Source organism: Streptomyces mobaraensis, from assembly GCF_020099395.1.
Lineage (GTDB): Bacteria > Actinomycetota > Actinomycetes > Streptomycetales > Streptomycetaceae > Streptomyces.
Window position 1 is genome coordinate 3,048,763 of the sequence record NZ_CP083590.1, and the last position, 12,922, is coordinate 3,061,684.

The window sequence follows — 12,922 nt, forward strand, 5'->3', positions numbered from 1 at the left end:
CCGGTACGGCCCCGGGTCGTCCGGACGAACGGTACGGGTTTCAGTACGACTTGGGCAGTCCGAGGGACCGATGGGACACGTAGTTGAGGATCATCTCCCGGCTCACCGGCGCCACGCGCGCCACCCGCACCGCCGTGAGGAGCGCGGCGAGGCCGTACTCCTTGGTGAGGCCGTTGCCGCCGAGCGTGTGCACGGCCCGGTCCACCGTGCGGACGGCGACCTCGGCCGCCGCGTACTTCGCCATGTTCGCGGCCTCGCCCGCGGCCGCGTCGTCGCCCGCGTCGTAGAGCCCGGCGGCCCGGTACGTCATCAGCCGGGCCAGCTCGATGCCGATGTGGGCGTCGGCGAGCGGGTGGGCGACGGCCTGGTGGGCGCCGATGGGCCGGTCCCACACCTGCCGGACGCGGGCGTACTCGACGGCCCTGCGGAGCGCGTACCGGGCCAGGCCGAGGGCGAACGCGGCGGTCATGACGCGCTCCGGATTCAGCCCGGCGAAGAGCTGGAGCAGACCGGCGTCCTCGTCGCCGACGAGCGCGTCGGCGGGTAACCGTACGTCGTCCAGGACGAGCTCGAACTGCCGGATGTCACCGGAGAGTTCCATGGGGATGGCGTTGCGCCGGAAACCGGGTGCTTCGCGATCGACGACGAAGAGGCAGGGCTTGAGCCGGCCGGTCCTGGCGTCCTCGGTGCGCCCCACGATCAGGGTCGCGTCCGCGACGTCCACGCCGGAGACGAACACCTTGCGGCCGGTGAGCAGCCAGTCGCCCTTGTCGCGGCGGGCGGTGGTGGTGATGCGGTGGGAGTTGGAACCGGCGTCGGGCTCGGTGATCCCGAACGCCATGCGCGTGGCACCGGACGCGAGCCCCGGGAGCCACCGCCGCTTCTGCTCGTCGGTGCCGAAGCGGGCGATGACCGTGCCGCAGATGGCGGGCGACACCACCATGAGGAGAAGGGGGTTGCCGGCGGCCGCCAGCTCCTCCAGCACGATGGCGAGCTCGACGATGCCGGCGCCGCCGCCCCCGTACTCCTCGGGCAGGTTGACCCCGAGGTAGCCGAGCTTGCCGGCCTCCGCCCAGAGCTCGTCCGGCGAGAGCCCACGTGCGCCGAGGGCGGCGACGGCGGCGCGAAGGGCCTGCTGCTCGGCGGTGCCGTGCGGAGTCCGAGGGATTCGGGTGCTTCGAGGGGCCGTGGCGCCGTGCGGGGCGGTGGTCATGGCTGTGCCTCCTCGGGGAGGGCGGGCGGGGGCGCGGGCGTTGGGGGTGCGGGAGGGATCTCGTCCGGTACGGGTGCGGGATTGTCCGGCACAGGCGGAGAGCCGTCCGGTGCGGCTTGGGCCTTGTCCGGTACGGGCGTGAGCTTGTCCGGTACGGGTGGCACCTTGTCCGGTACGGGCATGAACTTGTCCGGTACGGGTGGCGCCTTGTCCGGTAGCGCCGTGCGCTTGTCCGGTACGGGCGTGGGTTCGCCCGACGCGGACGTGCGTTCGTCCTGTGCGGCCGGGGACTCGCCCTGAGCGGCCGGGGGCTTGTCCGGTACGAACGTGGGCTCGCTCGGCGCGGCCGCGTGTTTGTCCGGCGCAGGCGGGGATCTGTCCGGTACCGGTGGCACCTTGTCCGGTACGGACATGGGCGTGTCCGGCGCGTTCGTCGGCCCGTCCGGCCCGACCAGGTATTCGTCCGGCGCAGACGCGTAACTCCCCTGCGTGGAACCATCGCTGGTTGGCGCAGAAACGCGGCTGTCCGGCTCGGAAGCGTCGCCGGCCGGCGCGGCTCCGTCGTCGGTCGGCACGGAGACGCGGCCGTCCGGCGCGGACACGCCGACGTCCGGCGGCGTCGGCGGCCTGCGCGTCGGTGTGACGACGGCGAGCAGGTCGCCGGTCGACACCTGGCGGCCGGGGGACGCGTGCAAGGCCGTGAGAGTGCCGTCGGCGGGGGCCGTGACGCGGTGTTCCATTTTCATGGCCTCCAGCCAGAGCAGCGGTTGTCCGGCCGCCACTTCCCGCCCGGGTGCGACCCCGTCGGCGACGCGCACGACCGTGCCCGGCATGGGCGCGTGCAGCGAGCCGGGTTCCACGGCCGGGGCCGGGTCGGGGAAGCGGGGCAGGACGGTGAACGTCCAGGCGCCCGACGGCCCGTCCACGTACGCCGAGTCTTCGTGGAACGCGACGGCGTACGGCCGCCGGACGCCGTCGGGCGTCTCCAGGACCACTCGGGCGCCGCGGCCGCCGCCGGCCCCCCCGCAACAACTCCACCGCGCACAGCCGCGTCGCCTCCGGCCCGGACGGTTCCACCAGGCCGCCGTCGCGGCCGACGCGGTAGCGGACCTCGTACTCCGTCCCCTCCGGCTCGACACGGAACCGTTTCACCTGTGGCCCCGACGGAACGTTGCGCCACCCGCCGAACGGCGACCGCCCCCACGCGTCCGCGAGGGCGGCGGCGAGGGCCGCGCGCCGGGCGTCGGCCTCGTACAAGGCGCCGCCGGAAGCCGTGAGTTCGGCGAGGCGGCGGTCGTAGAAGTCCGTCCCCGCGCCCCCGGCGGCGAACTCCGGGTGGCGGAGCGTGCGGACGAGCAGGTCGCGGTTGGTGACCGGGCCGTGGATCCGGGCGCGTTCGAGGGAGCGGGCGAGGAGCCGGAGGGCCGCCGGGCGGTCGGCGGCGTGGGCGACGGCCTTGGCGAGCAGCCCGTCGTAGTACGGGCTGACGTCGTCGCCGGGCCCGACGCCGAGGTCGACGCGCAGCCCGCTGGCACCACCGGCACCACCGGACCCGAGGCCGCCCTCCGCGCCAGTGGTCACGTACGGCCCACCCAATGCCCCCGCACTGCCCGTCCCGCCCCCGGAGCCCCCTGCCGGCACTCCCCCGAACGCGACCTCCCGCACCACTCCCACCCAAGGCCGCCACTCCCGTCCCGGATCCTCCGCGTACAGCCGCGCCTCGACCGCGTGTCCGCGCCGCACGGGAGGCTCGCCCTCCAGCCGGCCGCCCTCCGCGACCCGCAGTTGCAGGGCGACCAGATCCACCCCGTACACGCACTCCGTGACCGGATGCTCCACCTGCAACCGGGTGTTCATCTCCAGGAACCACGGCCGCCCGTCACCCCCGACCAGGAACTCCACCGTCCCGGCCCCCTCGTACCCGACCACCCGCGCGAGTGCGGCGGCGTGCGCGCACAAGGCGTCCTCCAGACCGGCCGGCAGACCGGGCGCCGGGGCCTCCTCGACGATCTTCTGGTGGCGGCGCTGGAGGGAGCAGTCGCGGGTGCCGAGGGTCCAGACCGTGCCGTGCGCGTCGGCCAGGACCTGCACCTCCACATGCCGTCCGCCCGTCACATACGGCTCCACGAACACCGTCCCGTCGCCGAACGCGGCGGCCGCCTCCGCGCGGGCCGACGCCAAGGCAGCGTCCAGCTCCGCCCGTTCGCGCACCACCCGCATGCCCCGGCCGCCCCCGCCCGCCGCCGCCTTGACGAGGACGGGCAGGTCGGCGGGGCGGACGGCGTCCGGTACGAGAGGCGTGAGCACCGGGATGCCGGCGCCGGCCGCGATCTCCTTGGCGCGGGTCTTCGACGCCATGGCCTCCATCGCCTCGGGCGGCGGCCCGATCCACACCAGCCCCGCCGCCCGCACGGCCCTCGCGAACGCGGCGCTCTCCGACAGGAACCCGTACCCCGGGTGTACGGCGTCCGCCCCCGCCGCGACTGCGGCCCGGACGAGCAGGTCGGCCCGGAGGTACGTGTCGGCGGAGGCGGTGCCGGGCAGGCGGACGGCCGTGTCGGCCGCGCGGACGTGCAGCGCCCCGGCGTCGGCGTCCGAGTGGACGGCGACCGTCGCGATGCCGAGCGCACGGCAGGTGCGGACGACGCGGCAGGCGATCTCGCCCCGGTTGGCGACGAGCACGTTCTCGATCACGGTCACCCCTCCCCAGCGGGGACGTCACATGCGGAAGACCCCGAAGCCGCCCCGGAGCCCTGCCACCGGCGCGCCGTACACCGCCTCCAGGCACAGGCCGAGCACGGTCCGGGTGTCGCGCGGGTCGATGACCCCGTCGTCGTACAGCCGCCCGGAGAGGAAGAGCGGCAGCGACTCCGCCTCCACCTGCCGTTCCACCGCCTCCCGCAGGCCGGCGTCGGCCTCCTCGTCGTACGGCAGCCCCTTCTCGGCCGCCGACGCGCGGGCGACGATCGACAGGACGCCGGCGAGCTGCCTGGGTCCCATGACGGCGGCGCGGGCGCTGGGCCAGGTGAAGAGGAACCGGGGGTCGTACGCCCGCCCGCACATCCCGTAGTGGCCGGCGCCGTAGGACGCGCCGAGGAGAACGGAGAGGTGCGGCACCCGGGAGTTCGCCACCGCGTTGATCATCATGGCGCCGTGTTTGATGATGCCGCCGCGTTCGTAGGCGCGCCCGACCATGTAGCCGGTGGTGTTGTGCAGGAAGAGGAGCGGGATGTCCCGCTGGTTGGCGAGCTGGATGAACTGCGCGGCCTTCTGCGACTCGGCGCTGAAGAGGACCCCCTGCGCGTTGGCGAGGATCCCGACCGGCCGGCCGTACAGCCGGGCCCAGCCGGTGGTCAGCCCGGCGCCGTACAGCGGTTTGAACGCGTCGAAGTCCGAGCCGTCGACGATGCGGGCGATCACCTCGTGCGGGTCGAACGGCACCCGGAGATCGCCGGGGACGATGCCCAGCAGCTCGTCCTGGTCGTAGCGGGGCGGTGCGGACGGCCAGGGGGCGGCGGGCGCGGGCGGGTGGTGGAGGCGGGCGACGATCCGTCTGGCCTGCCGGAGGGCGTCGTACTCGTCGACGGCGAAGTGGTCGGCGAGGCCGGAGACGCGCGCGTGCAGGTCCGCGCCGCCCAGCGACTCGTCGTCGGCCTCCTCCCCGGTGGCCATCCGCACCAGCGGCGGCCCGCCGAGGAACACCTTGGCGCGCTCCTTGACCATGACAACGTGGTCGGACATGCCCGGCACGTACGCGCCGCCGGCCGTGGAGTTGCCGAAGACGACGGCGACGGTGGGGATGCCGGCGGCGGAGAGGCGGGTGAGGTCGCGGAAGAGGGCGCCGCCCGGGACGAAGATCTCCTTCTGCCCGGTGAGGTCCGCGCCGCCGGACTCCACCAGGCTGATCACCGGCAGCCGGTCGGCGCGGGCGATCTCGTGCGCGCGGAGCGCCTTCCGCAGCGTCCACGGGTTGCTCGCCCCGCCGCGTACGGTCGGGTCGTTGGCGCTGATCAGGCAGGTGACGCCGGAGACCGTGCCGATGCCGGTGACGAGCGAGGCCCCCACCGCGTACTCGGTGCCCCAGGCGGCCAGCGGGGACAGCTCCAGGAACGGCGTGTCCGGGTCGAGCAGCAACTCGACGCGCTCGCGCGGCAGGAGCTTGCCCCGGGCCCGGTGCCGGGCCGCGTACTTCTCGCCACCGCCCGCCACGGCCTGCGCGTGGGCGGCCTCGACCTCGGCGAGGCGGTCGAGCATGGCGGCCCGGTTGGCCGCGTAGTCGGGCCCGGTGGTGTCGAGCCGGGAGGTCAGGACGGTCACAGCAGCACCTCCGGTATCTCCGTGCACCGGGCGCGCAGCCACTCCCCCACGCCCTTGCCCTGCGGGTCGAAGCGGACGTTCTCCGCGACGCCGCGCCCGAGGAGGCCCTCGATGACGAAGTTCAGGGCGCGGAGGTTGGGAAGGACGTGCCGCGTGATCTCCAGCGCGTCTGTCTCGGGCAGAAGTTGGCGGAACCGGTCGACGGTGAGCGCGTGGGCCAGCCACCGCCACGCGTCCTCGTCCCGCGCCCAGACGCCGACGTTGACGCCGCCGCCCTTGTCCCCGCTGCGGGCGCCCACGACGCGCCCGAGGGGCGCGCGGCGCACGGGCCCGGCGGGCAGCGGTTCCGGGAGCGCGGGGTCGGGCAGCGGCGGCGCGTCGTCGGTCCGGACGGGCGGCGGGAGGACGGGGACGCGCGTCCCGTCGGGCAGGACGGCGATGTGCCGCACGGTCTCCGGGTCCACGGGCACCGCCTCGAACGTCCCGTACGGGGAACCCGGATCCGGCGGCGCGGTGAGGTGCAGCCCCGGCACGCTCGCCAGGGCCAGCTCCACGGCCGCCGCACCGACCGCCCGGCCGACGGTCCCCGGGTCGGGGTCGTGCACCACCAGCCTCAGGAGCGCGCTCGCCTCCTCCTGGGCGGCCGCGTCGGGGTGGTCCGTACGGGCCAGGGTCCAGCGGACGGAGGCGGGCCGGCGGCGGGCGAGCGCGTCCTCCATCTGCTCCCGGACGAGCCGCGCCTTGGCCTCGATGTCCAGGCCGGTGAGGACGAACACGACCTCGTTGCGCAGCCCGACCAGGCGGGTCAGCCCCGCCTTGAGCACGGCTGGCGGCGGCTCCCCCCGGACGTCGTCGATCCGCACCCGGTCCGGTCCGTCCTGCGCGAGCCGGACGGTGTCGAGCCGGGCCGTCACGTCCGGGCCCGGGTAGCAGGCGCCCTGTGTCTCGTACAGCAGCTGCGCGGTGACGGTCCCGATGGTGACGGCACCGCCGGTGCCGGGGTGCTTGGTGATCACCGAGCTGCCGTCGGCGTTCAGTTCGGCGATGGGGAAACCGGGGTGACGGACGTCGTGCTCCCGGAAGAACGCGTAGTTCCCGCCGGTCGCCTGCGCCCCGCACTCCAGCACGTGCCCGGCGACGACGGCGCCCGCGAGGGCGTCGTACGCCCCCGGCCGCCACCCGAAGTGGGCGGCCGCCACCCCGCTGACCAGCGCCGCGTCCGTGACCCGGCCGGTCACGACGACATCCGCCCCGGCCCGCAGACAGGCGGTGATCCCGGCCCCGCCGAGGTAGGCGTTGGCGGTGAGCACACCGGGGCCCCAGTCGCGGGCGGGGAGCAGATCGTCACCGGTGACGTACGCGACACGGGTGCCGGTGCCAAACCGTTTGGCCAACTCGCCTATCCTTTCGGCGAGTCCAGCGGGGTTCAGACCGCCCGCGTTGGCGACGATCCGCACGCCGCGCTCGGCGGCGATCCCGAGGCAGTGCTCCAACTGCCGGAGGAACGTGCGGGCATACCCCCGCTCCGGGTCCTTCAGCCGGTCCCGGCCGAGGACGAGCATGGTCAGTTCGGCGAGATAGTCCCCGGTGAGTACGTCCAGGGGGCCGCCGGTGAGCATCTCCTCCATCGCGTCGAAACGGTCACCGTAGAAGCCGGAGGCGTTCCCGATCCTCAGCACGTCGGTGAGCGTGGCAGCGGCCCGCGAAACAAGCAAGCGTGCTTGCTCGGTTTCCGGCCGCCTCGCGCCGTCGGCGGACGGCGCGTGCGGTCCGGCCGGACAACGTGACGTTGGGGTGCGCGCTTGCGGGCGGCAGGCGGACTTGGCCGGTACCGGCGTGTGGCGGACCGGTGGACGGACGGGCGCGGAGGTCACGCGCCCCGACAGCCCTCGTCACCATCGCGTGCGGCGCGGCGGGAGCGGATGACCAGACGACGGCCGCCCGAAGGCCCGGTGCGTCCCAGGCGACCGGCCCGTACGGCTCCGTTTCGACACCGTCCGGGATCGTGGCACGATGTATGGCATGACGACGAACCGAAAGGTCCATGCCGCGTAGCCGGCCAGGACACGTCCGGACCGGCCTTTCCCGCCACCGGACACCGGACACAGGCACCGCCATCGACGGCTTGTCCTCGCGCGCGCTGTCCGAGATCTCCCGACTCGAACGCAGCCGCAACTACCTGCGGCCAGGCGACGTCAGCACGGCCGTGCGCCTGTGGAAGGACTATGTCCGCCGCCCCGAGCGTCAACTGTGGCATGACCACGAGTGGGGGAACGCGCACTGGTACTGCTGCGGCGATCCCTTCGAAGCCCGCGCCCTCCTCGATACCGTGATGCAGGCCATGTCGCCTCGGAACGCCCGCGAACTCCGCCAGGTCGTCGGCCGATCCGACGCCGTCTGGAACCGGCCCTCACCGCCGTACGAGGCGGACAGCGCTTGAAGAGGAAGCCGGCAGCCCGCGTTCTCCCCTCGCCGGTCGAACCGTTCCGCGAGCTCCGGCACCGGCCGGGTTCCGCAGGCCCGGGACCGCCGACCGGTGGACGTGGCTCGTTGTCTCCGACCGACGGCGCGCCAGGTTCGCCCCCGCCCTGGCAAGACGGGGGCACCAGGCGCGTCGCGGAACGATGCCCGGCTTCCTTATGCGCGCTTATGCGCGTTGCGGGTCACGCGGGTCCGGCCTCACGGGAAGCTGACGCCGGCCCGTCCGGCCGACGGCGCTCCCGGCCCGGCAGGTCCGCCGTCCGGATGCCGGCCGGGACCGGCACGTTGCCGGAAGGCCCCGTTCACAGCCCCGGCGCGGCACGTGGACGGCGGCGACCGCCACCTTCCCTCACTCGAACTGCCGAGGCGGCGTGCGTGACATGGAACCCGTCGCCGCGCTTCCCCCATCGCCGATGTACCTGTTGGTCGCTTCCCTGAGCAGGGTCTTCGCCGCGTGGCCCTCATGGGATCGCCTCCTTCGCGCTGTCGGGGACCGTCCATCCGACGCCGTCCGTGGCTCGGCCGCCTCCCGGGACGCCCCAACGGGCGTGCAGGCGGCTGCACTTCGGATCCTCCCGGCGTGCGGCGCGGTGCTGCGCAGGACCATAGGGGTCATGGGTGCACCCTTGCAACCACACTGGAAACTTCATGCACCGGCTAGACCCGCCAGATGGCACACGCGAGACTGTGCCGCAAGCCCAGGAGAAGGAGCGAGAGCGGCATGCCACCAAGGACGGCACCCACTGCGCGGCAACAGCGAATCGGCGCCGAGTTGCGCAGGATGCGGGAGCAAGCGGGCTTGAACGTCGCCGAAGCCGGGCGCCTGATCAGCGCGGATCGCAGCCGCATCAGCAACATCGAGGCCGGACGGCTCGGCGTGAGCGCGGAGCGCATCCGCACGTTCGCCGACCTCTACGCATACCCGGACGGCGAATTCGTCGAGACCTTGGTACGGATGGCGGAGGAGCGCCACAAGGGTTGGTGGGAGCAATTTCGGGGAATCCTGGCCACCAGCATGCTCGACCTCGCGGAGCTGGAATACCACGCCGCGAGCTTGACGGTTATGCAGTTCGCGTACATCCCGGGGCTCCTCCAGACCGAGGAATACGCGGCAAGCCTCTTTCGGAACACCGTTCCGCCGCTGAGCTCAGTGGAGGTGGAACGCCGGGTATCGCATCGAATGAGTCGAAAGTGCGTGATGCAGCGCGACCCTGCGACACCGTGCACCTTCGTGATCCACGAAGCGGCACTGCGGATGATCCACCCCGGCAGGGAGGGTCAGCTCCGACAGCTGGAGCGGCTGCTGGAGATGAGCACCCACGACGGCCTCACCATCCACGTGATCCCCTTTTCCCACGGTTCGTTTCCGGGAGCCAACAGCTCCTGCACCTACGCTGCGGGGCCTGTTCCGCGACTGGATACGGTACAGATCGACACCGCACATGGATCGCTCTTCCTCGACACCGACTCGCACCTCGAAAACTATCGGTGCATCCTAAGGCACGCCAAAAAGACTGCCCTCCCACCGAGGGCCTCCCGGGATTTCATCCGCAGCGTCGCGAACCAATTGTGAGGGCAAGGCATCCAGATGTCGGAAGTGAAGTGGCAAAAGTCTTCCTTTTCCAACGACAGAGACGAGTGCATAGAACTGGCGAGTGAGATCCCCGGCGAAGTGCTGATTCGCGAGAGCGATGCGCCGGGCGCGACCATCAAGGCATCTCGCGCCAAGCTGCGCGCTTTCATCTCCGGCGTCAAGGCCGGTGGATTGCGTCACCCGATTTAGTGCACCAGCAGGTTCGGTCGCCCTCCATCTGTGCAGGTGGGGGGCGTTTGTCATATGCCGGTGCAACCGTTCACCGGTGAACCCTTGCACCGGGGCTTCGCGCGCCGCTACCTTCCGTACGTCGCCACCGCCCCGGGCGGCGCCGACCGCGCCGCCGGAACTCGGCGTGCACGTAGGGCAGTTGGATTCGCCAAAACGTCACTACCTGACCTCCGCGCGCGCCACCCTCTCCCCAAAGGAACCATCCGCCCGCGCCAGGAAGTGAGCCATGCCTCCCACCCCCCACATCGCCGGCCTCGCACACCTCACCGACCCCGACGGCCGTCTCCTCATGCTCAAGACCGCAGAAGGCAATTGGCGCCTGCCGGGCGGCCCGGCGCTCCCCAACGAGTCGGCCCGGAACGCGATGGCCTACCACGTACGCCGGGACCTGCACATCAGGGTCGAGCCCCGGTTCGTCCTCGGCATGGAGCCGATCGTGGGCACCGGCTCCAGCGCGTACCTGTTCGCGTGCGACAACCTCCAGGCGGACGACATCGCACGCATCCAACTACCGGGCGCCCGGACGGAGATCACCGCCTTCGCCTTCGTCGACTACCCCGGCATCGCCGAGGGCGTCAGCCCCCACGAACACCTCCTCATCACCGGGGCGGCGACGGCCTTGAGGACGACGGAAGGCCGTTAGGCGAACGGGCGGGGCCCGGCGCCGACCGGAGCGCCTCCGCCACCGGGCGCTCCGGTTGGCGCCGGGCCGCCCTGGGTAGGGCGGGATGGTGCCGTTCGTCCCGAAGGCGAGGAGAGCCCGCCGTGAAATTCCTCTTCGATGACGAGTCCTTCGCCTTCGAGACCCTGCGTACCGCGTGCTTCGCTGCGTACGGCGGGGCCGATCTCGGCGAAGTGATCGCCACCGCGCGGGCGATCCCGGACGGTGACGAGGACGCCTGGTACCGCCGGTGGCGCGCCACCGCCGCCCGCGTCCACGAACAGGGGGACAAGGCGCTCGCGGCAGGGCAGCGCGTCGGTGCGCGCGAGGCGTTATTGCGGGCGTCGAACTACTACCGGACCGCCGAGTTCTACCTCCGCGACGACCCGTTCGGCGACGACCGGGCCAGGGAACTGGCGGGCCTCGCCCGCAGCACGTTCGCGACCGCCGCCGCGCATCTCGACACTCCGGTGGAACGGGTGGCGATCCCGTACGGGGACACCACCCTGCCCGGCTGCCTCTTCCTCGCCGACGACTCGGGTGCGCCGCGCCCCGCGATCGTCTTCACCAGCGGGTTCGACTCCATCCTGGAGGAGGCGTACTTCGCGGTCGCGGCGTCGGCGCTGCGCCGCGGCTACCACTGCCTCGCCTACGACGGCCCGGGCCAGGGTGCCGCGCTCCGCGAACAGCGGCTGTTCTTCCGGCCCGACTGGGAGGCGGTCGTCACCCCGGTACTGGACTACGCCCTGACCCGCCCGGAGATCGACCCCGGCCGCGTCGTCCTGTACGGCTACAGCTTCGGCGGCCAACTCGTCCCGCGCGCGGCCGCGTTCGAACACCGGGCCGCCGCACTCGTCCTCGACGGCGGCATCTACAGCTACTTCGACGCCACCACCCGGCCGCTCCCGCCGTGGCTGCTCCAGTGGATGCTGGACGGCCGGGACGACGACGCGGAGCGCGTCCTGCGGATGGCGATGGCGGGCAGCACCTCCCTGCGGTGGGCGCTGCGCAACGGGGTGTGGACGTTCGGCGCCGACTCGATCGCCGACTACGTCCGCCGCTCGCGCGCCTACACGCTGGACGGCGTCGTCGACCGGATCACCACGCCCGCCCTGATCTTCGACCCGGAGGACGACGCCTTCTTCAAGAGCGAGCCCGCCCGACTGCACCGGGCACTCAGGGCACCCAGCACCCTCGTCACCCTGCCGGGGGCCGACGGGCTCGGCGAGCACTGCGCGTACGGCGGTCGCTCCACCCTCCACCAGCACATGTACGACTGGCTCGACCAGACCCTCTGAGCCGCCCCCTCCCCTGGTTCCGGTGCGCTCGCGCCCGCCCCGACCCCGTCGAAGATCCCGATGACAGGGAGTCCTCATGAGCACCGAGACGAGCACCGACGCGCGGCTCGAAGCCGGGCTCTCGCCGGAGAGGCTGGCCTTCTTCACCGATGCGATCTTCGCGATCGCGATGACCCTGCTGGCGGTGGAGCTCAAACACCCGGGCGACCGGCAACTCGGCTCCGGGCGCGCGCTGTGGGGCTTCCTGGTCGACCAGCGGAGCGCCTACCTGGCGTTCGCGTTGGCGTTCGTGCTGCTCTGGTCGGTGTGGCGGCGCCATCACGAGCTGATGGACGGGGTCCGCCGGCTGTCCAGGGGGTTCGCGTTCTGGCACGCGCCGTTCCTGCTCCTGGTGGCCTTCCTGCCGTTCCCGACGGCGGTCATCGGCGCATCGATCACCAATCCGCTGGCACAGACCCTGTTCGCGGGCACGATGGCCGCCATGGTGTGCTGCGAGGCGACCGTGAAGGAGATCGCCGTCGCCGCCCGCCTGGTTGTCGACGCTCCTGCCACCACGCGCCGGCAGGCCGACGCCTCCTGGTCCGTCGGTTTCTGGTTCGTCCTCAGCGGCGCTCTGGCCTGGGTATTCCCCTACGCCTACGTCCTGTGGTTCGTCGCGCACGGCGCCGCCGCTTGCGGCGGGCCTCTCTTGGGGTGGCTCCGCGCCGGACGGGCCTCGGTGGGTTGACGGGCCTCGGTAGCTTAGGCGGATGTCTTCCGTACTTGTGATCGGTTACGACCCTCAGGGCATACCCGGCGTCGATGGGACAGCGCTCCGCGCCGCTCTGGACGCCGAGTTGGCGCGTTTCGGCGAGCACGGCATCGACGCAGCCATGACGCTCGTCCGCGTCGACGCGTCGGCCGAGCCCGCGCTCGTCGCGTCGTTGAGCGAGCGTCCGTGGGGCGTGGTCGTGATCGGCGGCGGGATCCGCAAGACCGAGCAGCTTCTGCCCCTCTTCGAGCAGATCGTGAACCTGATCCGTCAGCACGCGCCACAGGCCGCCATCGCGTTCAACAGCAGCGGCGGGGACAGCGTCGAAGCGGCGCAGCGCCGGCTCTGAGCCGGCGGGCTCCGGTCACGACATGCC

The 12,922-nt window shown here is 72.6% G+C and carries 10 protein-coding genes and 1 pseudogene; 7 read left to right on the forward strand and 4 right to left on the reverse strand.

All coding sequences use genetic code 11. The annotated features are described in order from the left end of the window. Nucleotides 1–40 precede the first annotated feature (40 nt). From K7I03_RS12905 to K7I03_RS12920, 4 genes and pseudogenes are all read right to left on the reverse strand, one after another. Nucleotides 41–1,213, reverse strand: coding sequence for an acyl-CoA dehydrogenase family protein (locus K7I03_RS12905; protein ID WP_221902662.1), 1,173 nt, complete (start codon nt 1,211–1,213; stop codon nt 41–43). Between the two features lie 641 nt (nt 1,214–1,854). Beyond that, nucleotides 1,855–3,907, reverse strand: a pseudogene (locus K7I03_RS12910) (ATP-binding protein); the annotation flags it as partial. A 24-nt stretch (nt 3,908–3,931) separates the two neighbouring features. Beyond that, nucleotides 3,932–5,530, reverse strand: a complete 1,599-nt coding sequence (locus K7I03_RS12915; protein ID WP_185941439.1) for an acyl-CoA carboxylase subunit beta — start codon at nt 5,528–5,530, stop codon at nt 3,932–3,934. Continuing rightward, entirely contained in the window at nt 5,527–7,209 is a 1,683-nt protein-coding gene (locus K7I03_RS12920; RefSeq protein ID WP_185941440.1) for an acyclic terpene utilization AtuA family protein, read from the reverse strand. Before K7I03_RS12920 ends, K7I03_RS12915 begins: the two co-directional genes overlap by 4 nt. A 446-nt stretch (nt 7,210–7,655) precedes the next feature. On the opposite strand from K7I03_RS12920, the gene K7I03_RS12925 reads away from it, so the two are divergent. The 7 genes from K7I03_RS12925 to K7I03_RS12955 all read left to right on the forward strand — a co-directional run bounded on the left by K7I03_RS12925 (nt 7,656) and on the right by K7I03_RS12955 (nt 12,895). Beyond that, the gene (locus K7I03_RS12925; RefSeq protein WP_221902663.1) at nt 7,656–7,970 is read left to right on the forward strand and encodes a hypothetical protein; all 315 of its coding nucleotides are present in this window, start codon (nt 7,656–7,658) and stop codon (nt 7,968–7,970) included. 762 nt (nt 7,971–8,732) lie between these two features. Next, a complete protein-coding gene (locus K7I03_RS12930) occupies nt 8,733–9,584 on the forward strand; it encodes a helix-turn-helix domain-containing protein (protein WP_185941441.1) in 852 nt (283 codons plus the stop codon). A 15-nt stretch (nt 9,585–9,599) separates the two neighbouring features. Continuing rightward, complete coding sequence (locus K7I03_RS12935) at nt 9,600–9,794, forward strand: DUF397 domain-containing protein (RefSeq protein ID WP_185941442.1); 195 nt, start codon at nt 9,600–9,602, stop codon at nt 9,792–9,794. A gap of 268 nt (nt 9,795–10,062) precedes the next feature. Further along, nucleotides 10,063–10,479, forward strand: coding sequence for an NUDIX hydrolase (locus tag K7I03_RS12940; RefSeq protein ID WP_185941443.1), 417 nt, complete (start codon nt 10,063–10,065; stop codon nt 10,477–10,479). A gap of 122 nt (nt 10,480–10,601) precedes the next feature. Then, complete coding sequence (locus K7I03_RS12945; RefSeq protein ID WP_185941444.1) at nt 10,602–11,795, forward strand: alpha/beta hydrolase family protein; 1,194 nt, start codon at nt 10,602–10,604, stop codon at nt 11,793–11,795. Between the two features lie 76 nt (nt 11,796–11,871). Further along, nucleotides 11,872–12,522: a TMEM175 family protein gene (locus tag K7I03_RS12950; protein ID WP_185941445.1), complete on the forward strand. Its 651-nt coding sequence runs from the start codon at nt 11,872–11,874 to the stop codon at nt 12,520–12,522. A gap of 22 nt (nt 12,523–12,544) precedes the next feature. Next, nucleotides 12,545–12,895, forward strand: coding sequence for a hypothetical protein (locus K7I03_RS12955; RefSeq protein ID WP_185941446.1), 351 nt, complete (start codon nt 12,545–12,547; stop codon nt 12,893–12,895). The last annotated feature ends 27 nt before the right edge of the window (nt 12,896–12,922 follow it).